This window comes from Exiguobacterium sp. Leaf187 (genome assembly GCF_001423925.1).
In the GTDB taxonomy this organism is placed as follows: Bacteria; Bacillota; Bacilli; order Exiguobacteriales; family Exiguobacteriaceae; genus Exiguobacterium_A; species Exiguobacterium_A indicum.
Map to the genome: position 1 here is coordinate 1,660,436 of NZ_LMPR01000009.1, position 24,198 is coordinate 1,684,633.

Here is a 24,198-nt window from a genome sequence, read left to right on the forward strand (position 1 = left end):
AGACCGCATCAAATGCAGGGATGCCGCGGCTTACCTCCCGCCCTGAGGACAGGGAGAATGACCGACTCGTTCGTCTTGTGAAACGACAAACTTCGAAGAGAACCCCTGCATTTACGCGGAAGGGCTCCCCTAGCGTTCCATGTCATCGGCAACGATTTGAATATCAATCCCGCGGACATGACGCATGATTTCATTGATGATTGATCCGCGCCGAATTTCCTGCCAACGGGTCCGTGCGGATTGACCGAGGACGATTTGAGTGATGCGATGATGCTTGGCAGCTGCCGTGATCGCTTGGGCGATCGAGCGCTCGCCTTGGATTCGGATTAGAACTTCTGCTCCGAACAAGGAGCCGCTCTCGCGTACCATCGCTAAGACTTCTTTCTGTTTCGCATTCAATTGATTTTCTGCTGCCGGTAAAATCGTTAGGACATACAGTTCTGCCTTCAATCGACTTGCCATGCGAAAGCCGCGATAGATCAACTTCCGCGCGTTGTCGTTGAGCTGGATACAGACGAGAATTCGTTCTTGTAGCGACGCCGGATCTTTTTCGATCAGCAAACGTGATTGATAGACTTGATCGTCGACTTCGTCCGCGACCTGACGCAGCGATAGCTCACGTAAGCTCGCAAGATTCTGAAGCGAGAAGAACGAATTCAAGCTCTGTTCAATCTTTTCTTTTTTGTAGATCTTTCCTTGCTCGAGTCGTTCCCGTAACGTCTGTGGTGTGACATCGACGAGTAGAATCTCATCGGCTTCCCCGAGAAACGGATCCGGGATGCGTTCCCGCACTTCGACACCCGTCACTTCCTTGACTTTAAAGAGCAAGCTTTCGAAATGCTGGATATTGACGGCCGAATAGACATTGATTCCTGCTTCAAGAAGTGCTGCGACATCTTGATAGCGTTTCTTTCGTACCGATCCTGGCGCATTCGTATGCGCCAGTTCATCGATCAGTACGATATCCGGGCGACGGGCAATGATCGCGTCCACGTTCACCTCGGGGAATGTCTTGTCCTTGTAGACGACTTCAAGTAGCGGGACTTGTTCGAGTTGCCCGACCATCTCCGCCGTCTCTTTTCGACCGTGCGTCTCAATCAGACCGATGACGACATCCTTACCCTCAAGCGTCAATGTTCGTGCATCGGCAAGCATCTTATACGTCTTTCCGACACCAGGAGCTGAGCCGATGTACAGCTTCAGCTTTCCTCGTGTCATGATTTACTCCGATCAAGGGCTAAGTTCAAGCGCAGGACGTTGACGTAATCATGTGTTCCTGCTTCCTTCGTGATCAACTTCCGTACTTCTTCACGCGACAGGTCGCGCGCGGTTGCGATACGCTTCGCCTGAACCAAAGCATAATCGACTGAGATGTGCGGATCGAAGCCAGAACCGGATGTCACGAGGGCATCGTCCGGAAGCGAAGCGCCGTCCACTTGGTTCTGTTTCTGTAATTCCGCCATCTTCGTGCCAAGCTCCGGGTTCGATGCTGCTAGGTTATCCCCAGCAGACGCTCCCGCTAATTGATCGACCGCTGATGGACGTCCGTGAAAATACTGTTTCGACGTGAACGGCTGGGCAATCAATTCCGATCCGATGAATTTTCCGTTTTCTTGTACTAAAGAACCTTCAGCTTTATCCGGTACGAGTAGTTGACCGAACAGGGTCAATAAAGCAGGAAAGACGATCCCGCATAACGCCGTGACGAAGACCGTCACACGAATGGCTTGTTTCATGATTCGTTTTCTCCTTAGAGGATGCTTGCAAGCAAGACATCGATGATTTTAATCCCAATGAATGGAACGACGACACCGCCAAGACCGTAGATCAGCAAGTTACGACCGAGTAATTGATCCGCCGTCATCGGTTTGTAGGTAACCCCCCGCATCGCGAGTGGAATCAACATCGGAATGATGATCGCATTGAAGATCAAGGCAGACAAGATCGCACTCGTCGGTGAATCAAGACGCATGATATTGAGTACTTCCATCTGCGGGATTGCGACCATGAACATTGCTGGGATGATCGCGAAATATTTCGCGACATCGTTTGCGATCGAGAACGTCGTCAAGGCACCCCGTGTCATCAAGAGCTGTTTCCCGATTTCGACGACTTCGATGATTTTCGTCGGGTTCGAATCGAGATCGATCATGTTCGCCGCTTCTTTTGCGGCTTGCGTTCCGCTGTTCATCGCGAGTCCGACATCGGCTTGAGCGAGCGCTGGTGCATCATTCGTTCCGTCTCCCGTCATCGCGACGAGGTGACCAGCTGCTTGTTCCTGCTGAATGACACGAATCTTATCTTCCGGCTTACATTCGGCGACGAAATCATCGACGCCTGCTTCGCGGGCAATCGTTGCTGCCGTCAATGGGTTGTCACCCGTACACATGACCGTTTTGATGCCCATCTCACGCAACCGATCGAATCGTTCGCGCATGCCCGGTTTCACCGTATCTTTTAAATAGATGACGCCAAGGATCGTTACGTCGATCGCTACGACAAGTGGTGTGCCACCAAGACGAGAGACCGCATCTACTTTCTCTTGCAAATCATTCGGAATGGTTCCACCTTGTTCCTTGACCCATTCTTGAATCGCTTGCCCCGCCCCTTTCCGTACACGGCGACCATCTCTTAAATCGAGTCCGGACATCCGTGTCTCTGCGCGGAACGGTACGATCTCTGCTCCATCTAACCAGTGTTGTTCCACCGGCATCGCGCGAAGTTCAGCGAGTTCAAGAACGGAACGTCCTTCTGGTGTCTCATCAGCGAGTGAGGCGAGGATTGCCCCCTCAAACGCCTGCTCGGCAGTGCGTCCGCCGACCGGCGTGATTTCCGACGCCATCCGGTTACCGAACGTGATTGTTCCTGTTTTGTCCAAGATGATCGTTTGGATATCGCCTGCTGCTTCGACCGCCTTCCCGCTCATCGCGATGACGTTGAAGCGGGTAACGCGGTCCATCCCGGCGATTCCGATTGCTGACAGTAAGCCACCGATCGTCGTCGGGATCAAACAGACGAGTAAGGCGATCAAGATCGGACCTGATAGATCAAATCCAAGGTAGTTCGTAAAGACCGGTAATGTCATGACGACAAGTAAGAAAATCAATGTCAAGCTCGTCAAGAGCGTTGATAACGCGAGTTCGTTCGGTGTCTTTTGACGACTTGCGCCTTCGACGAGGGCAATCATCTGATCGAGGAATGACTCACCTGGATTGCTTGTGATCCGGACTTCGATCTCGTCACTGACGACGAGTGTGCCACCGATGACCGAGGAGAAATCACCGCCCGCTTCCTTGATGACCGGTGCGGATTCACCCGTGATCGCTGATTCATCAATCGAAGCAAGTCCTTTGATGATTTCACCGTCACCCGGTACATACTCCCCTGCTCGGACGAAGACGATATCGCCCTTCCGAAGTGTCGCGGACGAAACGCTTTGAATCAGTTGTCCGACACGTTTACGTGCCATGACATCTGCTTTTGACGCTTTCAATGAGTCCGCCTGGGCTTTCCCGCGTCCTTCCGCGATTGATTCCGCGAAGTTTGCGAACAAGACCGTCAGGAAGAGGATGATACTGACCGTTAAGTTAAAGCCACGCATCTCATCAATGAAGATCGTATAGCCGATTGCAAGCAAGCAGCCGATCCAGACGACGAACATGATCGGTTGTTTGACCATATTAATGGGATTCAATTTTTTAAAGGCATCGATCGTCGCTTGACGCGCGATCGAGCCACTGATTGCTGATTTGGATTGGTGTTCCGGCTCCCCGTTCGGTTGGTGTTCCTCGGGCGTCGGATGCATGATTCGTTCCATCATATGCTTTTATCTCCTGTTCACATCGTCAGCCAATCCGCGACCGGTCCAAGTACGAGCACTGGCAAGAATGTCAATGCACCGACGAGTACGACCGTACCGAGGAAGACTGTTCCGAAGAGTGGTGTGTCTGTCTTAAACGAAAATTCATCTTGCGGAACCGATGGCTTCGCTTTAAGCGAACCTACGATTGCAAGCATCAAGATCAATGGGATATAGCGTCCGAAGAACAGCGCGAATGACGTCGAGACGTTCCAGTAGACGTTTGCGTCGCCGAGTCCTTCAAAACCGGATCCGTTGTTCGCCGTCGCGGACGTGAACTCATACAAGACTTGTGACAGTCCGTGATAGCCTGGGTTCGAGATGCCGGCGACGCCTGGTGCAACGTACATCGAGATTGCCGTTCCGACGAGAATCAGGAAGGGTGGCACGAGTAGCGCGATCGCGATCATCTTCACTTCGAACGTTTCAATTTTCTTCCCGAGGAAGGTCGGTGTCCGACCGATCAAGAGACCTGTCAGGAAGACTGCGACGAAGGCATAAAGTAAGACGTTCAGGAATCCTGCACCTGCTCCACCGTAAACGACATTGAGCATCATATTACCGAGCTGGATCAATCCAGCAAGTGGATGCAGTGAGTCGTGCATCGCGTTGACCGCACCGGTTTCAGCTGCCGTCGTGATCGAACTGTAGAGCGCCGTTCCGATTTGACCAAATCGTAATTCCTGACCATGCGCCGTTGGATTCGCAAGTAAGCTCCCTGCCATCCCGACCGTCATCATGATGAAAAGAAGCGTCATGACACCAAGGAACAGTCGCCCTTGTTTCGCTGAACCGATGATTTTACCGTATGCAATCGGAAGTGACATCGGAATCAGCAACATCAAGAACATCTGGATGAAGTTGACGAACTGGTTCGGGTTCTCGAATGGATGCGCTCCGTTGGCACCAAAGAAACCACCACCATTGTTTCCGAGCTGTTTGATGACTTCAAAAGCAGCGACCGGTCCGCGGTAGATCAACTGCTTCGCTCCTTCGAGCGTCGTGACGCTGACTGCTCCTCCAAATGTCTGCGGTACACCGAGTAGGATCATCGCTAAACCGAAGACGAACGAAATCGGTAAGAGAATTCGGAAGATGAAGCGGAAGAAGTCGGCATAGAAGTTACCGAGCGGTTTGTTCGCAAGACCACGAATGACAGCGATACAGACCGTGAATGCCATCGTCGGAGCGACGAATAACATCGTTCCGAGGACGAACGTTTGCGAGAGATACGAGAGTGCCTCACCCGAATAGTGTTGTTGATCGGTATTCGTCATGAAGCTGATCGTCGTATGAAGCGCCGTCGACCAGTCGAGATTCACAGCATCGTTCGGATTCAGGGGTAGACTACCTTGGAAGCGAAGTAACAAATATCCACCGATGAAAAATAATAGGTTAACGAGCAAGAGGCTCTTCGAATAGCCGACCCACGATTGATCGTGTTTCTTTTCATCGACACCGAGTAATAACAACAGTCGTCGTTCGACCTTACCAATTTTATCGACCCGGCGCTCTGCGACAGGTGCGAAGTATACTCCGATGTAGCGACCAAGTAAGACCGCCGCGCAAAGTGCGATGACGAGTAGGATCCAAAATTGGATCATGAATTGAGTCCACATGTTTTTCTTTTCTCCCTATGCGATTAGAATTTTTCTGGATACATCAGACAATAACCGAGATACAAGAAGACGAGGCAGCCCGTCGCTAGTAAAAACCATGTCATTTGCGGTCACCTGCTCTCCACTGGACGCGTTCGATCAGATGAATCATCCCGAACGTCGTACCGAAGAAGAAGGCAAGCAATACGATACTCCACAGCTCTCCCATTATGAAATTACCCCCATATTATTCAATATTTTTACAATTAAACACGACAAAAAGACGATGTGAGGCGAAAAACGGCCCCAGCATCGCCTTGATAACTTGGCATACTGAAAAAGAGTCGTTCCCTCCTAAAAACGCCTGCGAGGTTAGCTGTCGGATTCGGGCATACCTAGGAATTCGCCCTACCTTTCCCGTTCGGAAAGGATTCACCCCGTGTCACATGTCGTGACGGTTGGGTCCCCCGCTTCAATCATGAATTCGGCGTACTTTGAGATCGAAGCATTAACATGTTAGTGTTCGTTGATGAGATGGATATTACTCCGATTTTTTAAGGTTGTAAATAGAAAAGTTGAAAAAAAAATAGTCTGATTTTTTAATGACTTACTTTTGAAAAATAGTGTTTTTCGTCCCTATGCTATAGAAGAAAAAAAACCGCAGAAATCGATTCCTTCATCTAAAATGGAGGAGCTCCATTTTAGCGAGAATCGTTCCGCGGTTTCATGAACAAACAATGATTATGATTGCTGATTCATTTTGGCATGGACCGTCAAAGGAGCTAGCATCGTCACCCATAGGGCAACCACTCCAGAAACAAGAATCACAATATCGCGTTCGAATCCAAGCGTCAGTAACGTGATACAACTTCCGACCAGGACGAGACAAAGCGTCGCGATCATGACGAACCGCGATTGTTTCAACATTTTTCTCATGTGGCATCTCTCCTTTCCTTCCATATTCCTTTTCATCGTAACAAAGATTCGTTGAAAAAGCGTCGCTGACACTCGATTGTGATGTTTCTGTCATCTCATAAGTAACGAGAGAAGACGACGAGAAAACGGATTTGTTACACTGGAGAAGTACTTAAAAAGGGGGAATCGATATGTTACAAGATCATTCATTTCAACGCATCGACGGAACGTCGGCATCTTTAACTGACTACCCAGCTCAAGCATGGCTGATCGTCAATACAGCCAGTAAATGTGGCTTGACGCCGCAGTTCGAAGGACTCGAGCAATTGCATCAAGACTATCGTTCGCAAGGATTGACCGTACTTGGTTTCCCATGTAATCAGTTTGCGAACCAAGACCCGGGAACGGACGAGGAGATTCAGTCGTTCTGCCAAATCAACTACGGCGTGACGTTCCCCGTCTTTTCAAAAATCGATGTCAACGGTGAGCAAGCACATCCGCTGTTTGAGGAATTAAAAGCACAAGCACCAACGACAGACGGTGCAACAGACATCGAGTGGAATTTCACGAAATTCCTCGTGACCCGTGATGGAGAAGTGACGCGGTTCTCTCCAAAAACGAATCCAACTGATTTGACGGCAGCGATCGAACGATTGCTCGTTCAAGTCTAAAAAATAAGCTTCCCTCCTTCTCTCTTGAAGGAACGGAAGCTTATTTTCATGTTGTCCCCGGCTCGAGATGACGACTGATCATCTCTTCCGCCAATCGTTTGACGTCATCGATATCGCGCATTTCCGTGAACGGATGCCCCCAGACGATCAGCTCTTCGATTTCTTCAATCGGTTGCGTCGTATAGCGTGTACCATCGGCAACGAACTCTTGCGCAATTGTGGATTCAAAGGCAGCATATTTTAGGAGCCACGGCTTTTCACTTAAGATCTTTTGCGCATGTTTCGCTTGCTTGAACGAAACATCGCCGACGAGGACGACCGGATCGAATCGTTCGTGGAGCGGATGCGTATATTGAACAGAGATCAGCAATCCATGTTGATTCGTTTTTTCTTGTTGCCGGACATACGTCCGTGTTAAAAAGTGCGGCACGAGTGACTCCGCACTCTCCTTTGTCTGATGGATGCTCAGACCATGCTCCGTTTGGACGACTTCCGGGAGAACCGGTTCGTATCCACGGTTTGCTAATTGTTGATCGAGCTCTTTGAACAACAGCAGAGTATGTTCGACCAGTGCTCGGACTTGGCGAAACGATAATTGAATCGATTGATTGATCATACGATGACCTACCTTCTCTAAAAGTATGGCAATATACAGTTATTTACCCAAACTTTTCCGACTTCATCCCTGTTCCCGTGAAAGTTCTTTTAGCCAGATCGAGGCCTGCTCTTTTAAGCGAGCAAACGTCTGCTCTTTGTCTAACGTAACGGGTCGGTTGACATGAATCGATCGACAATCCAGCGCACCGGGTATCTTTTCTTCGACGATACCAGCAAGAATAAGACATGGAACTTGAGCAACTCCAGCAGATCGCACGATTTCTCCTGTTATTTTCCCTAATTGACTTTGGTGATCGACTTTCCCTTCACCAGTCCAGACATAATCTGCTTTCCGTAATCGTTCTTCGAATCCTATATACGTGAGGATGGACTGGGCACCGGATACGATCGTTCCCCCGACAGCATGAATCGCACCACCCAGTCCACCTGCGGCTCCTGCACCTTGAATATTTTCTAGCTTAAGAATCGTTTCCATTTCTTTCAATCGTTGATCTAAATATTCAATCTCATTTCGTCGCAACCCTTTTTGGGGTCCAAATAGATATGCTGGACCGTCTTGACCAGAGTAATGGGAACGAACATCGACCAATGCCTCCAACGAAAATGAAGCGTCTATACATGTCAGCCGTTGCGTCTCGACTAGCGGATTCGTGTGAAACCGAATCGGACGATCTTCCGCATCTCGTAAAGAACATCCCATTTCATGTAAAAAACCAAGCCCGCCATCTGTCGTTCCTGTTCCTCCAAGAGCGACTCGAATCTTTGTCATGCCTTTTCGGCGTAACGTCTGGACGAGATGACCGACTCCTTTGGTGTGTAGCAAAAACGGATCGTCTGTTTCATGTCTCATCGATAATCCGCATATCTGTGCGACTTCAATGACGGCTTCTTGTCCATGTTGCGCATACATCACTTCACAAGGGCGTCCGGCTAAGTCCACCGTCCACTCCGTCCGCATCTCATAGACCCCTGCCGCGTACACGGTGAGTGTTCCTTCTCCTCCATCAGCGACAGGCGATTGATCGATGATCGCGGATGGATCCCGTTGAAGAATACCTGCAGCGACCGCCTCTGCCGCTTCTTTCGAAGCGAGGCTTCCTTTGAACGTGTCCATTAAAATCAAATGACGCATTCTTCACACCTTCTTTATAAGTTAATCCGACTTTTTCTGTAACCACTTACATTTACTTTTATGGTATGTTATTGTGTGTCGAAAATACCATTTACTTCTTTTTACATCTTAGGAGGTTTTGTTATGAATGTATCACATCTGTTTTTGAGAATGGCACGGTCCGGTAAAACGATCTTACCGAAACGCTCTTCTTCTAAAGAACGGAAGACTAGCAAACAGCAGATCACTCTTATGTCGGACGAACATGCTTTATCCTTATCGGGTCATTTGACCGATCCGGATTTAGTCGTCGAGTCCCTTTGTATTTATGACCGGAATCAGCTCCTCGTCACGGAGCTCGTGAATCATCAAGCACGTTCAACCTTTTTCCGATTCGAATTCAATCCATCCCATATTCACCTTCTGATCGACCACCTCATTCAGCATCAAGACACTCACCTAGAACAAGAAGATTTTTTAGAAGAATCAGCTCTTACACCTGAGACGTTACTGCCTCATGGTCGATTTTCCCTATATCTCAAATATCGTAAACCGCTTGCGGTCATTCCACCGGAAACACTTGAGAAGTGGCAAGAGAGCGGTCTTCCTTCGCGATCGACCATTACTAATGAGTCATATGTACGAGAAATTACATTAGGTCGTTTCTTACGTACTACTATTCCTTCACCACTCTCGCCTCTTTTTGATGAAGCGAAGCAACATCGCGTCTTTTTATACACAGACTTGAAAGGAAACATCCGATTATTGCTCAACAAGGAACCCGTCATTAAGTCACGGCTTCAGATTGATCGGATCGATAAAAAACACTCTCACGAAACACATATCGAAGGGAAACTTTTTTCACGTCATTCTTTTTTAAAGAAAGGACAGCTCATCCTCGTCCATCGTGAAACCGGAGATCGGATCGCACTGCCTGTTGATTGGTTCTATGATCAAGAGGCAAGTCAACGTCGGTTTGGTCTATATCGCTATACGTATCGCACACAGATTGATTGGTCCGCCTTACAATCGGAGCGTCTTCTCCATGAAGGCATCTACGATAGCTTCATGGAACTGACCTACTACCATCGTCTGATCCCTCGCCTCGTCCGACTCGGAAGAGCTCGTTACATCACACGTCATCTCACAACGGAACTTACTGGGCGCAACGCGACACATACGATGCATGTCACACCTTATTTCACTGTCGGTCATCGGAACCTCTCGTTTGAATTAAGTGCGTTCACGAACGAAAATTATCGTTACCTTGAGCATATGATGACGTTTGCCCCTCTCTATCGTCTCTTTGCTGACCGAAAAACATGGTTGATCGGGGAAAGACCTTATAAAGCACAAGATAACGGGTATCACTTTTTCCGGTTCATGCGCGAGCAACATGCAGAACATCCTGCTTACTACGTGATTGATCCAAATTCACCTGAGTATGATAAGGTCGCGATTCTTGGAAATACCTTGCCTTTCCGTTCGAAAGAACATATTTATCATTCGTTCATGGCAAGTAAATTCGTTGGAACCCATCATGCCGACTATCTTTATCCCCTTCGCTCACCGCGATTCAAGCGAAAAATGAAAGCCGACCGGATCTTCATTCAACATGGAGTACTGGGCGCTAAAAATATGGAGAATCAGTACGGCAAATTCGCATTATCGTTCGATACCGATCTCTTTTTAGTGAGTTCTGAACGGGAACGTCGATTGGTCATGCAGGATATGGGCTATCGTCAAGACGAGATTCGAATTACGGGGCTCTCACGCTTCGACGCCCTCTTGAACGGTGACACGCCCGTCAAACGGCAAATCTTGATCATTCCGACGTGGCGTTCGTGGTTGCAAACACCTATTCAGTTCTTGGAATCGGACTATTTCGCACAGTACTCCGCTCTTTTAGAACACCCGCGCCTCCATGAACTCGCACACGACCATGATTTGGAGATTCTGTTCTGTCTACATCCGAATATGCAACAGTACGCGAGCCATTTCGAGCGTTTCCCAGTGACCGTCATCTATCAAGGCGAACGGGATGTCCAAAGTTTGTTGAAGGAGAGTCTCTTACTCATTACAGACTACTCGAGCGTCGCCTTTGATTTTAGTTTCTTAGGACGACCGGTTCACTATTTCCAATTCGATGCTCGCAGATTCATCGGTCCGGTCGGTTCGCACCTTGATTTAGCGAAAGAGTTACCCGGTCCCATCTCGACTACAGTCGATGATTTAATCGCTGACCTCGAAGCGACGGCCTCACGTGATTTTGCGATGCTTCCGTCTTACAAGGAGCGGGCTGCGGTCTTCTTAAAACCAACAGAACAGTCTTATTCCGAAGATATCTACCAAACGATTCTTGATTACAAACAGCAGCGCCATGTTTGGGAAACGATACAAACAAAAGAAGCATCACTCGTGTTATTCCGACTTTTCCGTCGGAGTCGCTTCTATTTCCCAATCATGAAAATCAGCTATCGCTTGATGAAAAAATTACCGGTACAAGAAAATAAAATCGTGTTCGAGAGCGGGCTCGGTAAACAGTACGGTGATAGTCCCCGTTATATCTATGAAGAATTGCGTCGCCTCGGCAGCACCCATCAAGTCATCTGGGTGCATAATAAACGACTCTATCTCGGGGATGATCATGTTAACGTCATCAAACGTCTTTCACCTCGCTACTTTTATCATTTAGCGACGGCCAAGTATTGGGTGAACAATCAAAATTTCCCTCATTACATGACCCGTCGTAAAGAAACGACCTATATTCAAACATGGCACGGCACACCACTGAAAAAGATGTTATTCGATTTAGAGGAAATTCATGGTCGAGACGCCGGGTATGTCGACCGCGTCACCCGTTCGATCCAACAATGGAGTGTGCTTCTTTCGCCGAGTAGTTATGCGACAGCGATCTTTAAAAGTGCTTTCCAGTATGAAGGAACGATCCTTGAATCCGGCTATCCACGTAATGACTTATTCTTTGCAGATGCTACGAAAAAGGTCGACGACTTGCGTGCACAATTGAACATTTCGCCGGATAAGAAGGTCATTTTATATGCTCCTACGTTCCGAGATCATCATGCATTAGGAAACGGAAAATTTTTCTTTGATTACCCGTTCGAATTCAGTCGTGTCGCTGAAGCACTAGGGGATGACTATGTATTCCTCATTCGGACCCATGTACTCGTGACGAAAAAACCGAAAATTCCAAGTGAGTATCGAGAACAGTTCCTCGATGTCACCAACTATCCCGACATCCAAGAACTCTATTTATTAACTGATTTATTGATCACTGACTATTCATCCGTCTTTTTTGATTTCGCCAATCTTAATCGTCCAGTCCTGTTCTATGCTTATGACCTAGAGCTCTATCGCGATACGTTGCGCGGTTTCTACTTGGACTATCAAAAGGACTTACCTGGTCCGATCATTGAAGAGGAACTGTCCTTTTACGAGGCACTGGCGACGATTCCGTCTTGGTCGAAGGATTATCAAATAAAGCTCGATCATTTTCGGGAAACGTTCTGTGCGAAAGAGGATGGACTTGCCGCTAATCGCGTAGTACGCACCTACTTCTTGGATGATGCTCCACTCGAAGCGTCCGAGACAGCGGAAGGAATCTTCGTAACGGATCCGTTGAAAAGTACGTAAATGAAACAGTAAAGAACTCATCCATTATCAAGCTGGATGAGTTCTTTTTCATGCTTTGATTACGTTTTCAATTAATGATAAGATGGAAATGATTTCAATAAATAAGATACCGACAAGAAATTGAATTTCATACACTTAGGAGGACTTGTCTTATGGAACGTTGTTCACTTTGCGGAACACCTCTAGGCTACGAGGATGACGCGTGCTCCTATTGCCAGCATCCCGTCATCGCACGGAAGCGTCCTGAAACGGAACCGACTTCATCTGCATTTCGTCCTGTTCTACTATGCATAATCATTTTTTTCGTCTTAATGACCTCGAGTTTATTTTGGTATATGACGAAAGATGCCTCTTCTTCAGAGGTCGTACCTTCTCCAGTCCAGACATGGAGTCTCTCGGAATGGTCAGATGAACAGGTTGCCTATAATCAAACCTATTCGAAAAATAAACCGCCTACATCGTATGATGTATTACGTTTCGTCCGTCAGTATACAGGAACCGTCCCTGAACTCATCACCTTTTCAACACGTTATGATTCGATCGAGACATTCTCTTCGATTCAATATATGTCTTCTCGCGCATTCAAATCTGAACTTCAGGCACTGACCGCTCTACGCCAAAAAGCAACTTCTGCTGCACCACCCCGCATTCACACAGTTGAATTCCAGGATTTTTCATCCGATGGTTCCATCTATGAACTTCGTACGCTAGAAACGTATCAAACGACACAAGGAAACGAGCCTTCATTTGTCACCTATCGCGTGCAGTATCGTATTCAACTGCATACGGATCATCTCCAAATCACGCACACTACACGAACTGAGGTGAAAACATGAGATATACATGGATGCTTCTTTTCTGTTTGATTTTATCAGGTTGTAAAGAGACACCCTCTAACGTTCAAAGGGAAATGGAGAACGATGCCTACACTCAAGTCGTCGAGCGCGCGACAACTGAGCAGGATAGTCAAGCGGCTCAAACGATGGTGAAGTTGGAGCAACAGTTCGCTAGCTATCATTTCAAAGAAGTAATCCGAACTGCCCGTACGATTGAACAGTCTGATTTAGCGCCGGATCACCCGATTCGTGAACGGGCTCAGTTGATTGAACAAACCGCTCAAGAGAAAATCAAGCAAGTCCGGCAGTTTGAAGGAACGTATGAAGTGGAGCGAAGTACTTTCGAAAATGAACCGTTTGAAGGGAGCGGTCGTATCCACGTTTCGTTTGATTCACGAAATACCTTTGTCGCATCCCTTCAATTCGATCACTTCGGAACAGCTGGATCTTTTCGAAACGATACAGAGGTCATTCGATTCGAGCCTGACCTTTCAGCTCGCCTTTTCTTTTCAGAAGGAAGTGTGACCTATCGATTCGTTCGTTCTTCGCTTCGTCTGACCTTCGAAGGACCAGGCGGAAAAAAGACGTATCAGCTTTATGAGGTGACGTGATGGTAGAAGACCCATTCCTCGATTCCATCCATAGAAAAGCCGTACTCTTCTTGATTCCAGAGTACGGCTTTCGTTCATCTCATCACATGTTGATAGATGTGATGACAGAGTTCATGAGTTTCTAAACTATCTGAAGCCGTGACGGACGCAGACGGATCACCCGCTATCGTTTTCAAGAATGCATCAATCAAGGCAATGAATCCTCTTCGACTCAATGTCGATTCCCAGTTATCTAGCGGATAGACAAGCGTTCCTTCACTCGTTTGTCGTTCGTGCATCGTCACGTCTGTAGCGATCCGCTTTTCATGCGGTCCCATCACTTCTACCCGCTCTTCCGTGACACCATTGTTCCGGTTCATCACTCCGATGGCAGTAATTCCATTTGATTCGAATTGAATCGTAACGTGATGCAACCCACTCGTATCCTGCTTACTCCGGATATGCAGGTTTTCGATTTTTCCACGTCCCGTCAAATAGCGCAGCGTATCCGCAACATGGATGAAATCATCAAACAAAAAAGGTTGCGCGCCCTCAACAGAAGGCGTTCGATTTTTTTGCATGATGATCATATTCGGGGATTCAACTTCTAACAGGCGACGATGTGCAGACGCGAATCGTCGATTGAATCCTGTAATGAACGGGACCTTCTTTTCCTCTGCCAATTGAACCAGCTCCCGAATTTCCTCGATGTTCATCGAAATCGGCTTATCGACGAATACAGGCACCCCTGCTTCAAGTGCTTGCTTCGCTTGTGTTGCATGCGCTTTTGTTGCGGAATGAATCATGACAGCATCCATTCCCTCTGACAACGCCGCTTCTAAAGTCGGAAACGTACCTGAAAAACGATACATCGATTGCCATTTTTTCGCTTTTTCCTCTTCGCGCGAAATCAAATGAATGTCCACGTCTTCTCTTGCGGCATATACAGGTAAGTATGCTTTTTGTGCGATATCTCCGATACCTACTACGGCTAATTTCATCTACTATCTCCTCCATTCATCTGCTCCATTATTCCCTTTTCATAACTATTATATTCGGATGCATCAATTTTTTTGAAAACAAGTGAATTTCCTTTTTTTGTTTTATGATGAATCTATATTTTCAAAAAGGAGGGAATGATTTTTTATGAAGCCATTTTTTCGAATGAGTCTGATACTCCTGATCCTGTTTACACTTTTCCTACCAGCTTTACCGGCGCAAGCTGCCAGTTATCAAGTCGTCGTCACATCCAAATCCGGAGGAAATATTCGTTCTAAACCAAGTACGAGTTCCTCTGCAACTATCGTTCGCCTCGCTGCGTATCAATCGAAATTCACAGCAGTATCGTATTCGAACGGTTGGTACAAAATCAAAGATGGCGGCACCTACCGTTATCTGTCCAATCAAGTCGCAAAAAAAGTGACCGGTCCGAGTACATATGCTCTCGTCGTCACCTCTAAGTCTGGCGCGAACATTCGCTCCAAACCAAGCACGTCCTCTAGTAAGACGATCGTTCGGCGTGCTGCTTACAAGAGTGTGCTACAAGCAGTCTCCTATTCCAAAGGATGGTATAAGATTAAAGACGGAGGAAAGACACGCTACGTTTCCAATCAAGTCGTCCGAAAGAAAACAGCAGCTAGTAAATACCCGGTTGCCTCTTTACGCTATTTTCAACTCGGTTCTACTTCCTATATTACGACGAAACAAAGTAATGTCCGACGGTATCCGGCAAGTACGACCAAGTTGTTGACTGCCATCGTCGGATACGAAGTAGCCGCTCGAAACGGTACACTGGATCAACCTTTTACTCTCACGTATTCCATGATTTCAGTACCGTATGGTAGCAGTGTGGCGAGTTTACGCTCGGGAGATCGTGTCACGATGCGCCAACTCTTGAATGGCATGTTGATTCGCTCGGGTAATGATGCCGCTAAAGCGATTGCCGTTCGGACCGCGGGTTCTGAATCAAAGTTCGTTTCGTTAATGAATAGTCGTGCTCAAGCACTCGGCATGACAGCAAGTCATTTTTCTAATCCACATGGTTTTCATGAATGGAATCACTATACGACAGCTGCCGATATGCAAAAACTCGCGAACACATACGCGAATTATAGCTACCTGATTACAGTAAGCGGTCGAAAATCATATAAAGCAAGCATCAAAGGACCTTACGCTCGGACGTTAAAGTGGTATCACACGGATAAAACCTTACCTAAGGAACCTCGTATTTATGCGAGTAAAACGGGATATACTCCTGAAGCGAACAATACGCGCGTCTTTTTCCTTAAAAAGGGGAATGTCCGTTATGGATTGGTCACACTCAAAGGTACTCCCACTCAAACGGAAACGACACTCCGCTCTGTCTTAAAACAATAATTGCTCAATCAACAACCTGATTCCCTTTCCGGGAGTCAGGTTGTTTTTCATTTTGTCTCTAAAATTATGCTTGCGCTGAAAACGAATTCATCTTAGAGTTAAGTTTAGAATCAGACGTCTGACGTCTTAATGAAGGAGAGTTTTACGTGGGAAATGTCAGTTTGTTATTTGGGGGCGTCGCGCTCTTTTTAAATAGTTTGACCTTGTTCGGAAAAGTCGATCTCCGTAGCGCGGGTGTCTTCAGTCTCATCACCGGTTTATTGCAGACGTTCATCGCAACCTATCTCGTCATCGGTGCCGCTGGCGATCCAGCGTTGACGTTCGGATACGCGAGCATCTATCTGTTTGCCTTTACGTACGTTTACGTCGGGATCACGTTCTTGTTTAATCTCGACGGGAGCGGGGTCGGTTGGTTTTCCTTGTTCGTTGCGATTGCCGCCTTGTTTTATGCGTTCGTCAGTTTCACGACGAATGACATCATCGGTGGTGTGACGTGGTTGTTCTGGGCGTTGCTCTGGAGCCTGTTCTTTCTCGGAATGGGAATGAATCGCCCGATTGATGCAATCACTGCCCGTGTCGCCCTCGTCTTGAGCTGGTTGACATTAATCGTACCGGCACTGATCGGGCTTCGATTCGGCTACTTCAGTTCAGCGTATCAATGGTTATGGAGCGGTGCTGCCCTTCTGACTACCGTCTATTTCCTCTATACGATGATGAAATTCTCGATGCTTCGGACGATCCGGTCGTCGTGATACGCTCATCGATTCATCAAAAAAAGATGTCCATTTTCGGTTATGAATCGGAGGTGGACATCTTTTTTTGTTTTATTTGTAGTATACGTCAAACGAAAAGCAAAATAATTTGTTCGCTCGACATCGCTTCCTAGGGAAAAACAAGCAAGAGTGACCCTGCAGTGAAGCGAAGCGGCACGATGCTTGTCCCAGGAAAACGATGCGAGACGAACAAAGCATACGCTCGTTCTTGCCTCATGTCATTCCAATGCTTCCTTTAGTTGAGCTTGAACTTCTTTCAACGACTTATCCGTCGGATGCCAGTAGTAGATTCCGTCCGATTCGATTCCCCCTTTCCCGTCGAGTGATAAGGTCTCGACATTTCGTAAGGCATCCCGGTAATCCGTCGCGACGGTCCGGGCAACGGAAAATGGTACGTTCGTCTTGACGTTTTTCCCGAGTGCGTCGAGGACAGCATTGAAGCGACGAATCGAGAAGTCCTCCGTCATCTTATCGGTGACCGCCTGAACGACTTGCCGTTGACGGATCTGTCGTCCAAAGTCACCGCGTGGATCATCATAGCGCATCCGCGCATAGGCAAGTGCTTCTTTCCCGTTCAGCGACAGTTCCCCTTTTGGAAATTGCATCTCATAATATGAGAAATTGATATCGTTCTCGACGGTGACACCATCGACGGCATTAACGAGATCCGTGAACCCTTCTAAATTGATTTCTGCGAAATAGTCGAGTCGGATATCCAGCAGATGACTAACCGTGTCGAGTGCCATCTGTGGACCACCGAAGGCATACGCATGATTGATCTTATCGTTCGATCCATTGCCGATGATTTCTGTTTTCAAATCACGCGGGATACTGATCATTTGGCTCTTATTCGTCTTCGGATCAATCGTTACGACGATGATCGTATCACTGCGTCCTGTCTCGTTTTTTCGTTGATCGACGCCGAGTAATAAAAAGGAGAGCCCTTTTTTCTGTTCGACGGCTTTCTCTGTCTCGACGCTCGCCTTGACTGGCACTTGGACTTGAACTTCTTTCATCGTCTGGCTCGCTTTATGGTACACATACCCGCCTGAACCGAAGAGAAGGAGCAGGCATATCCCCGTCAGTGTCAACACGATCCATTTCCACTTCTTCATCATCCATTCTCCTTTTCTTCGATCTGAATTCAGGACGGTCTCTGCGCTTCAAGTACGAGCAACGCATTGCGCCAGCTACCGAACAAAGCGGTGATGACGCCGATGCTTGGCGCATCACGTCCGATGCTGAACCGTTGGTAACTTGCGATCGTCAGATGTTCCGTTTCTTTTGCAGCTGCGGCGAGCACGTCGAGTACCTCCTCTTCCCGCCAGCGTTTTCGCGGAAATTCGATGCCGATGATTTCAAGGGCGTTTGACCAAGAGCCGTACCGGCGAGCAATCGTTGCGACGGTCGGACGATTTTGACCAGCCGCCCACTTCGTGTAGGTCTGGCTCGTCAAGACCGGCAAGGCACCTTGCGCTTCAAGTAATGACTCGATGATCCGTTGTTCCATTTCCTGGATGCGTTCCTTTAAGATATCCGCTTCTGACAATGCCTGCTGCCACGAGTTGAATTGATGGACGATATCCGTCAGGCTAGGTGCTTGCTTTTGTTGCGCCCATTCGCGGTACGTCGCGCTCGTGAAAGGATCGAGTTCCTCCCGTGCCTGACGCAAGGCGTCAATGATTTCCGATTTCGTGAACGTCAAGCGGGCTTGTCCGATGCCAGCTCGTTCCAAGGCGATCTGCCACGACCCAAACAGCATCAGGATTTCCGCGACGCTTGGATGAGTGGTGTTCAATTGCCAGCGGAAATAGGTATTGGCCGTCAATTCATTCTTCCCGTTCGCAGCGAGACGGAGTGCGTGGATCGCTTCCTCCATATCGCGCATGACGATGTCCCCTTCCCATATATTCATGACTGGACGTTCCGGCGTACGTTCGTCTGTAAGGTATGACGAACGTTTCGGATGACGACGGCTTGTTCGGTGAACGTCATTTGTGAAGCAGACGGGAGGCAGATTCCGTCTTCAAACAGACGACGGCTGACATCCATCCCTTCTGCTGTGATGAATGGTACGTCGCGATAGACGGGCTGCAAGTGCATCGGTTTCCAGACCGGACGGGACTCGGCATTCACCTGTTGTAGCGTCTGGATCATTTCGTCGCGTTGCACTTGACCACCTGGTAAGAGAAAAGCACTGAGCCAACGGTTGGCGAATGTTCCGGTCTGCTCGACTTGCGACGTGACGCCGCCCGGTGCAAAGGCACGTTCATAACGATCAAAGATCTTCCGCCGCGCATCGACGCGTTGATCGATGACTTCGAGTTGACCGCGTCCGATCCCAGCAGCGACGTTGCTCATCCGGTAGTTGTAGCCGACTTCCGTATGCTCGTAATGGGGGACCGGTTGTCTCGCCTGTGTCCCGAGATAGAAGGCACGTTCGATCAAGGCTGGATCATTTGCGACGAGCATTCCACCACCTGACGTCGTGATGATCTTGTTGCCGTTGAAGGAGTAGATCCCGAACGTCCCGAATGTCCCCGTCATCCGCCCGTTGACGCGTGTTCCAAGTGACTCTGCCGCGTCTTCGATCAACGGAACATCGTACTCTTCACAGAGCGCCGCGATCTCCTCGATTTGTGCCGCGACTCCGTATAGATGAACGACGATGACGGCTTTCGGAAGTTTTCCTCGCGTTGCCGCCTGGATCAACGCGCGTCGGAGTGCGACGGGTGACATGTTCCATGTCTCCTCTTCCGAATCGATCAGGACGGGACGAGCACCGACGTAACGAATCGGATTCGTCGAAGCGATGAACGTCAAGGACTGACAGAAGACGTCATCCCCCGTCGTGACACCAAGCGTCGCGAGTGCCAAGTGAATGGCTGCCGTACCACTGCTCGTTGCAAGCATTGCGCGAGCTCCCGTGTAGGCTTGCATCTCTCGTTCGAAGGCGTCGACGTTCGGTCCAAGCGGTGCGACCCAGTTCGTCTCGAGTGCTTCCGTGACGTAACGTGCTTCTTGACCACTTAAGTGCGGGATGGAGAGCGGGATGTGTTTCATGATGTTTCCTCCCTTCGAGGTGACAGCTGACGGAGCGGCGTCCGGTAGATCGGGAACCACTGTCCTGTCTCGATTTCCGGATGTTGTTGTTTGATTTGTCGCGCGAGCCGGTCATAAATCGTCGGATCAAGAATCGATGTCCCGAGTCCAAAAAATGTTCGATTCGCTTCACCAAAGGATCGTTTGTAGGCGAGTAAGCTATCTGCATCGGATCGTGTCGTTCCGCCACCGAGATGTAACGCTTGAAGACCAGCTTGTTTTGCCCAGCGAATCATCTCCGCGAATAATAGATGATTCGGGCGAAGCGACAAGTAGGCAGGATCTGAAGCACCGAGATGATAATGTGCGAACTGGCGACCCGTCAGGACGATGCACCCAGCGATGATCCGCCCCTCTTGTTCAGCAAGCAACAGGATATTTTTGATCCGTCCTTCAGCGAAGTGATCGAAGTAGGTCTGATCAAAATAATACCGCGCATCCGCTTGATGTTTGTCCATCGTCATCTGATAGAGACGGGCGAAGTCCGAGTACTCTTCCGGACGTCCGAGGCGAATCGAGACGCCTTCGCGACGTGCTTTCCGGATGTTACGTCGCGTCATTTGCGAGAATCCACCTTCAATCGTCTCGAACGGATCCGTCAGCTCAAGTGTCACCGTCGGCTGCAAGATATCCGTTTGATGGCACCAGTGTTGACCGAGTTCCTGATTGTGTAGCAAAGGGTGGAAACGAACCGTCTCGGTGACGATTCCGGTTTCACGACAGTACTGTTCGAATCGCGCGCGGGCTTCGCGAATCTGATCAAGTGACCAGATACCCATGAAATAAGGACCACCATAGCCGTACGGCGTCGTGATGTCCTCAAAGCGTGTGCCTGGAATCGGTCGCCGCAAGTACGGATAGATCAACGTCCCAAACTCCGTCGGATAATAAAATAATTCAGGAATCTCATCGGGCCCCTTCGCAAGTTCGAAGTAAGCATGTTCGTAATAACAATCGAGTTGATAGGTCGCGACGAGTGCGTCCCATTCGCGTGGATCCCGAATCAACCGTTCATCGCTTAGCGACATCATGGGGAACACCTCCGTCGAGACCCTTGAACTCACCCATGCCGGTCTGGTGAGCCGTCGAGTTCCCTTCTGACGAGATGACCATTTTGAACGTCTTGAATAGGATGTAGAGATCCAGTCGGAATGTATGATTGGCTGCATACCATTGATCTTGCTCGAGGCGTTGCTGCCACGTCGTTGCGTTGCGACCGTGAATCTGTGCCCAGCCTGTCAGACCAGGTAAGACATCGTGTCGTGCCATCTGCTCCTTCGTATAATGGTTCAGATAGCTGACGAGTAACGGACGCGGTCCGACGAAACTCATCTGTCCGCGGAGGATGTTTAAGAACTGCGGGATCTCATCAAGGCTCAAGCGACGAATCCACTCGAGCGATGCTGGAATCCGGTCCGCATCCGGAAGGAGTTTTCCTTCGTCATCCGTTTCATTCGTCATCGTGCGAAATTTATAGATTTTAAACAGCTCGCCCTTGTAGCCAGGGCGGACTTGATTGAAGAAGATCGGTCGTCCGAGCTTCGTATAGATGACTAAGGTGACGACGGCGTAGACAGGAATCAGGATGAGGATGGCGATTAGACTAACCGTGAAGTCAAATGTGCGTTTCATGATGACGTCCTCCTTTTACATAGCTGAAAAGAGATCAAGTTGTCGTTTGATGACGTCGGCTTCGTTGAAATGTTTCATGGCACGGTCAAATCCATTCCGTCCCATCTCATTGGCACGGTCCGGTTGTTCGACGAGGGTATTCATCCGGTTGGTGAGCTTCGCGATGTCGTGGACTTCAACGAGATACCCCGTTTTCCCCTCGACGACCTCTTCGCGGCAGCCGCGGATGTTTGTTGCAATGACGGGCTTTGCGCTCGCCATCGCTTCGATGATCGAACGTGGGACGCCTTCGCGATGCGACGGTAAGACGAAGGCATCGACTTGTTGGAACAAGCTCGGTATGTCTTCGACGAACCCAAGGTAATCGACATTCGGAATCTCGCGAATCCGTCGTAAGAATAAGTGTTTCGTCGTCTGATCCCGCTCGCTTGCCATCATCTCACCAGCGATGACGAGACGGGCTTCCGGGTGGCGATAGACGACGTCCTCGAACGCATCGAGCAGTTCGAGAATCCCCTTTTCTTCGACGATCCGACCGATGAAGAGGAACGTAAACGGCGCTCCGGCTTCACGTGGTCGTGGGTAGAAGCGGGTCAAGTCAATCCCATTTCCAAGGTGCATCAGGCGGGTATTCGCCTTAAAGCGTTTGCGCTGAGCGAGTTGATAATCTTCTTCGCTTTGGAGGAGAAGGTAATCGGTCGCGAAACGAGCTAGCCACTTTTCAACGGAATACGTCAGCTGGTACGTCACCCGCCCCATCTTCTCGTGGAAGTAAAAGCCGTGTGCCGTGTAGACGATATGCTTCGTTCCGGCCCGTTTTGCGGCGACGCGTCCGAGGGCGGCAGCGACTGGTGTGTGGACATGGACGGCGTCGTAGCCGTCCTCCTTCAAGATTCGTGTGATTTCTTGGATCGTCCGCCAGTTACTCGTCCAGTCGATCCGGCGCTCGATCGGGATGTCGTGCATCCGGAATCCCTTTGCAACCAGTTTCACCGAGGCACCGGTGTCGGCACAAGCAATGCCGACGTCGTGCCCGGCGTTTTGTAAAGCGAGTAAGAGCGGCTGTAACATCGTCTCTGCCGTCGTATCAAGGGCACAGACCTGAAGAATTTTTAAAGGCGCCATACGTGGACCCCCTCTGGCTGTTCTGACCGTGGCAACATGCCTTTGATGTCGACGACGATTCCGCGTCCGACCTTCAGTAAGTGTTGCGCTAGATTCCAACCGCCTTCGACGTATTCTTCGTGTGAGACGGCGAAGATGACGACGTCGGCTGGTTTGAGTTCGCTCATCTCGAGCAAGTCGATGCCGTACTCGCGTTTCGCCTCACTCTTTTCGACGAGTCGATCCGTCACTTGGACGTCAATGCCGAACTCTTCGATTTCGCGGACGAGGTTCGCGACTTTCGAGTTCCGGATATCGCTGACGTTCTCCTTGAATGATAAGCCGAGGATCGTGACACGAGCACCGAGGACCGGCATGTTCTGTTTAATCAGGTTCTTGACGAGCGCTGTTGCGATGAAGCGTCCCATCGTATCGTTGATCCGGCGTCCGGCGAGGATGACTTCCGGGTGATAGCCGAGCGACTCGGCTTTCATCGTTAGATAGAATGGATCGACGCCGATACAGTGACCACCGACGAGACCCGGGCGGAACGGAAGGAAGTTCCATTTCGTACCGGCTGCTTCGAGGACTTCGAGCGTATCAATGTCCATCCGGTCGAAAATGATTGCCAGTTCGTTCATCAAGGCGATGTTGAGGTCGCGCTGTGTGTTTTCGATGATTTTTGCGGCTTCTGCAACCTTGATCGACGAAGCCCGGTGGACACCGGCTTCGACGACCGCTTCGTAAACTTCCGCGACGATATCGAGTGTCTGTTCATCCTGAGCCGAGACGATTTTTTTAATCGTCTTGAACGTGTGCTCGTGGTCACCCGGATTGATCCGCTCCGGTGAGTAGCCGACGAAGAAGTCGACACCAGCGCGTAAGCCGGATGCTTCTTCAAGGACCGGGATACAATCTTCTTCCGTCGCTCCTGGGTAGACCGTCGACTCATAGACGACGATATCGCCTTTATTGAGCTGGCGACCAACGAGGTGTGAGGCGCGTAAGAGCGGCGTCAAGTCTGGTTGATTCTGCGCATTGATCGGTGTCGGAACGGCGATGATGATGAAGTCACTCGCTTGCAGTGCTGATGGATCCGAGACGTAGTCGACGGTTGCGTTCTTCAACGTGAACGGACTCAGTTCGAGTGTCGCGTCGATTCCTTCTTGCAGTTCTTGAACGCGTTGTTCCTTGATGTCAAAGCCGACAACGGCTGTTTTTTCGCCGAAGGCGACAGCGACGGGAAGACCGACGTATCCGAGTCCAACGACGGCAATCGAACGGTTGGCAATGGGAAGTGAACCAGTTTGGGCTGCTGTCGTATCTACGATGTGTTTGACTGCCTTGTTCATGGTGGGT

Annotated in this window: 21 protein-coding genes and 1 riboswitch; of the genes, 6 read left to right on the forward strand and 15 right to left on the reverse strand. The window is 49.2% G+C overall.

What is annotated here, in order from left to right; translation table 11 throughout:
* Positions 1-129 precede the first annotated feature (129 nt).
* From ASF99_RS12765 to ASF99_RS12785, 5 genes are all read right to left on the reverse strand, one after another.
* A complete protein-coding gene (locus tag ASF99_RS12765) occupies positions 130-1,218 on the reverse strand; it encodes a universal stress protein (protein ID WP_023469374.1) in 1,089 nt (362 codons plus the stop codon).
* Entirely contained in the window at positions 1,215-1,736 is a 522-nt protein-coding gene (gene kdpC / locus ASF99_RS12770; RefSeq protein WP_023469375.1) for a K(+)-transporting ATPase subunit C, read from the reverse strand. Before kdpC ends, ASF99_RS12765 begins: the two co-directional genes overlap by 4 nt.
* Before the next feature lie 14 nt (positions 1,737-1,750).
* On the reverse strand, positions 1,751-3,817 hold the full coding sequence (gene kdpB / locus ASF99_RS12775; protein WP_442855975.1) for a potassium-transporting ATPase subunit KdpB: 2,067 nt from the start codon (positions 3,815-3,817) through the stop codon (positions 1,751-1,753).
* A 20-nt stretch (positions 3,818-3,837) separates the two neighbouring features.
* Complete coding sequence (kdpA, locus tag ASF99_RS12780) at positions 3,838-5,478, reverse strand: potassium-transporting ATPase subunit KdpA (RefSeq protein ID WP_055969104.1); 1,641 nt, start codon at positions 5,476-5,478, stop codon at positions 3,838-3,840.
* Between the two features lie 325 nt (positions 5,479-5,803).
* A riboswitch (cyclic di-AMP (ydaO/yuaA leader) is annotated at positions 5,804-5,957 on the reverse strand.
* Between the two features lie 241 nt (positions 5,958-6,198).
* Positions 6,199-6,393 (reverse strand): hypothetical protein, encoded by a 195-nt coding sequence (locus ASF99_RS12785; protein WP_023469379.1) that lies wholly within the window; start codon positions 6,391-6,393, stop codon positions 6,199-6,201.
* 170 nt (positions 6,394-6,563) lie between these two features.
* Between ASF99_RS12785 and ASF99_RS12790 the strand changes: the two genes are divergently transcribed.
* Positions 6,564-7,043, forward strand: a complete 480-nt coding sequence (locus tag ASF99_RS12790) for a glutathione peroxidase (RefSeq protein ID WP_055969107.1) — start codon at positions 6,564-6,566, stop codon at positions 7,041-7,043.
* Between the two features lie 46 nt (positions 7,044-7,089).
* Here the strand turns inward: ASF99_RS12790 and ASF99_RS12795 are convergent, their stop codons facing one another.
* The gene (locus ASF99_RS12795) at positions 7,090-7,659 is read right to left on the reverse strand and encodes a hypothetical protein (protein ID WP_023469381.1); all 570 of its coding nucleotides are present in this window, start codon (positions 7,657-7,659) and stop codon (positions 7,090-7,092) included.
* A 63-nt stretch (positions 7,660-7,722) separates the two neighbouring features.
* On the reverse strand, positions 7,723-8,793 hold the full coding sequence (locus ASF99_RS12800) for a glycerate kinase (protein ID WP_055969110.1): 1,071 nt from the start codon (positions 8,791-8,793) through the stop codon (positions 7,723-7,725).
* A gap of 123 nt (positions 8,794-8,916) precedes the next feature.
* On the opposite strand from ASF99_RS12800, the gene ASF99_RS12805 reads away from it, so the two are divergent.
* From ASF99_RS12805 to ASF99_RS12815, 3 genes are all read left to right on the forward strand, one after another.
* On the forward strand, positions 8,917-12,426 hold the full coding sequence (locus ASF99_RS12805; protein WP_055969113.1) for a CDP-glycerol glycerophosphotransferase family protein: 3,510 nt from the start codon (positions 8,917-8,919) through the stop codon (positions 12,424-12,426).
* A gap of 152 nt (positions 12,427-12,578) precedes the next feature.
* Positions 12,579-13,262: a hypothetical protein gene (locus ASF99_RS12810; protein ID WP_035396091.1), complete on the forward strand. Its 684-nt coding sequence runs from the start codon at positions 12,579-12,581 to the stop codon at positions 13,260-13,262.
* A complete protein-coding gene (locus tag ASF99_RS12815) occupies positions 13,259-13,873 on the forward strand; it encodes a hypothetical protein (RefSeq protein WP_152995325.1) in 615 nt (204 codons plus the stop codon). Before ASF99_RS12810 ends, ASF99_RS12815 begins: the two co-directional genes overlap by 4 nt.
* 74 nt (positions 13,874-13,947) lie before the next feature.
* Here the strand turns inward: ASF99_RS12815 and ASF99_RS12820 are convergent, their stop codons facing one another.
* A complete protein-coding gene (locus tag ASF99_RS12820) occupies positions 13,948-14,853 on the reverse strand; it encodes a Gfo/Idh/MocA family protein (RefSeq protein WP_055969115.1) in 906 nt (301 codons plus the stop codon).
* Between the two features lie 145 nt (positions 14,854-14,998).
* Between ASF99_RS12820 and ASF99_RS12825 the strand changes: the two genes are divergently transcribed.
* The gene (locus ASF99_RS12825) at positions 14,999-16,228 is read left to right on the forward strand and encodes an SH3 domain-containing protein (RefSeq protein WP_023469387.1); all 1,230 of its coding nucleotides are present in this window, start codon (positions 14,999-15,001) and stop codon (positions 16,226-16,228) included.
* A 146-nt stretch (positions 16,229-16,374) separates the two neighbouring features.
* On the forward strand, positions 16,375-16,980 hold the full coding sequence (locus ASF99_RS12830; RefSeq protein WP_035396083.1) for an AmiS/UreI family transporter: 606 nt from the start codon (positions 16,375-16,377) through the stop codon (positions 16,978-16,980).
* A 239-nt stretch (positions 16,981-17,219) separates the two neighbouring features.
* On the opposite strand, the gene ASF99_RS12835 is transcribed toward ASF99_RS12830, so the two are convergent.
* Genes ASF99_RS12835 through ASF99_RS12865 form a run of 7 tightly spaced genes read right to left on the reverse strand, consistent with a single transcriptional unit; the run spans position 17,220 to position 24,191 of the window.
* The gene (locus ASF99_RS12835; RefSeq protein WP_023469389.1) at positions 17,220-18,116 is read right to left on the reverse strand and encodes an LCP family glycopolymer transferase; all 897 of its coding nucleotides are present in this window, start codon (positions 18,114-18,116) and stop codon (positions 17,220-17,222) included.
* 29 nt (positions 18,117-18,145) lie between these two features.
* Entirely contained in the window at positions 18,146-18,889 is a 744-nt protein-coding gene (locus ASF99_RS12840; RefSeq protein WP_035396081.1) for a hypothetical protein, read from the reverse strand.
* 23 nt (positions 18,890-18,912) lie between these two features.
* Positions 18,913-20,064, reverse strand: a complete 1,152-nt coding sequence (locus ASF99_RS12845; RefSeq protein ID WP_055969118.1) for an aminotransferase class I/II-fold pyridoxal phosphate-dependent enzyme — start codon at positions 20,062-20,064, stop codon at positions 18,913-18,915.
* Positions 20,061-21,134, reverse strand: coding sequence for a lipid II:glycine glycyltransferase FemX (locus ASF99_RS12850; protein WP_055969121.1), 1,074 nt, complete (start codon positions 21,132-21,134; stop codon positions 20,061-20,063). The genes ASF99_RS12845 and ASF99_RS12850 overlap by 4 nt, the downstream gene beginning before the upstream one ends.
* Positions 21,115-21,735, reverse strand: coding sequence for a sugar transferase (locus ASF99_RS12855; protein WP_055969124.1), 621 nt, complete (start codon positions 21,733-21,735; stop codon positions 21,115-21,117). The genes ASF99_RS12850 and ASF99_RS12855 overlap by 20 nt, the downstream gene beginning before the upstream one ends.
* Positions 21,736-21,750: 15 nt before the next feature.
* Entirely contained in the window at positions 21,751-22,860 is a 1,110-nt protein-coding gene (locus ASF99_RS12860; RefSeq protein ID WP_055969127.1) for a glycosyltransferase family 4 protein, read from the reverse strand.
* On the reverse strand, positions 22,848-24,191 hold the full coding sequence (locus ASF99_RS12865) for a nucleotide sugar dehydrogenase (protein ID WP_023469395.1): 1,344 nt from the start codon (positions 24,189-24,191) through the stop codon (positions 22,848-22,850). The genes ASF99_RS12860 and ASF99_RS12865 overlap by 13 nt, the downstream gene beginning before the upstream one ends.
* Positions 24,192-24,198: the final 7 nt, after the last annotated feature.

What these genes read in the sequence shown, in the direction of transcription:
- ASF99_RS12790 (WP_055969107.1), top strand. Translation starts at nt 6,564, where the DNA reads ATGTTACAAGATCATTCATTTCAACGCATCGACGGAACGTCGGCATCT.
- ASF99_RS12820 (WP_055969115.1), bottom strand. Translation starts at nt 14,853, where the DNA reads ATGAAATTAGCCGTAGTAGGTATCGGAGATATCGCACAAAAAGCATAC.
- kdpC (WP_023469375.1), bottom strand. Translation starts at nt 1,736, where the DNA reads ATGAAACAAGCCATTCGTGTGACGGTCTTCGTCACGGCGTTATGCGGG.
- kdpB (WP_442855975.1), bottom strand. Translation starts at nt 3,817, where the DNA reads ATGGAACGAATCATGCATCCGACGCCCGAGGAACACCAACCGAACGGG.
- ASF99_RS12865 (WP_023469395.1), bottom strand. Translation starts at nt 24,191, where the DNA reads ATGAACAAGGCAGTCAAACACATCGTAGATACGACAGCAGCCCAAACT.
- ASF99_RS12810 (WP_035396091.1), top strand. Translation starts at nt 12,579, where the DNA reads ATGGAACGTTGTTCACTTTGCGGAACACCTCTAGGCTACGAGGATGAC.
- ASF99_RS12785 (WP_023469379.1), bottom strand. Translation starts at nt 6,393, where the DNA reads ATGAGAAAAATGTTGAAACAATCGCGGTTCGTCATGATCGCGACGCTT.
- ASF99_RS12835 (WP_023469389.1), bottom strand. Translation starts at nt 18,116, where the DNA reads ATGAAGAAGTGGAAATGGATCGTGTTGACACTGACGGGGATATGCCTG.
- ASF99_RS12850 (WP_055969121.1), bottom strand. Translation starts at nt 21,134, where the DNA reads ATGATGTCGCTAAGCGATGAACGGTTGATTCGGGATCCACGCGAATGG.
- ASF99_RS12845 (WP_055969118.1), bottom strand. Translation starts at nt 20,064, where the DNA reads ATGAAACACATCCCGCTCTCCATCCCGCACTTAAGTGGTCAAGAAGCA.
- ASF99_RS12840 (WP_035396081.1), bottom strand. Translation starts at nt 18,889, where the DNA reads ATGCGCGATATGGAGGAAGCGATCCACGCACTCCGTCTCGCTGCGAAC.
- kdpA (WP_055969104.1), bottom strand. Translation starts at nt 5,478, where the DNA reads ATGTGGACTCAATTCATGATCCAATTTTGGATCCTACTCGTCATCGCA.
- ASF99_RS12825 (WP_023469387.1), top strand. Translation starts at nt 14,999, where the DNA reads ATGAAGCCATTTTTTCGAATGAGTCTGATACTCCTGATCCTGTTTACA.
- ASF99_RS12795 (WP_023469381.1), bottom strand. Translation starts at nt 7,659, where the DNA reads ATGATCAATCAATCGATTCAATTATCGTTTCGCCAAGTCCGAGCACTG.
- ASF99_RS12855 (WP_055969124.1), bottom strand. Translation starts at nt 21,735, where the DNA reads ATGAAACGCACATTTGACTTCACGGTTAGTCTAATCGCCATCCTCATC.
- ASF99_RS12800 (WP_055969110.1), bottom strand. Translation starts at nt 8,793, where the DNA reads ATGCGTCATTTGATTTTAATGGACACGTTCAAAGGAAGCCTCGCTTCG.
- ASF99_RS12805 (WP_055969113.1), top strand. Translation starts at nt 8,917, where the DNA reads ATGAATGTATCACATCTGTTTTTGAGAATGGCACGGTCCGGTAAAACG.
- ASF99_RS12815 (WP_152995325.1), top strand. Translation starts at nt 13,259, where the DNA reads ATGAGATATACATGGATGCTTCTTTTCTGTTTGATTTTATCAGGTTGT.
- ASF99_RS12765 (WP_023469374.1), bottom strand. Translation starts at nt 1,218, where the DNA reads ATGACACGAGGAAAGCTGAAGCTGTACATCGGCTCAGCTCCTGGTGTC.
- ASF99_RS12860 (WP_055969127.1), bottom strand. Translation starts at nt 22,860, where the DNA reads ATGGCGCCTTTAAAAATTCTTCAGGTCTGTGCCCTTGATACGACGGCA.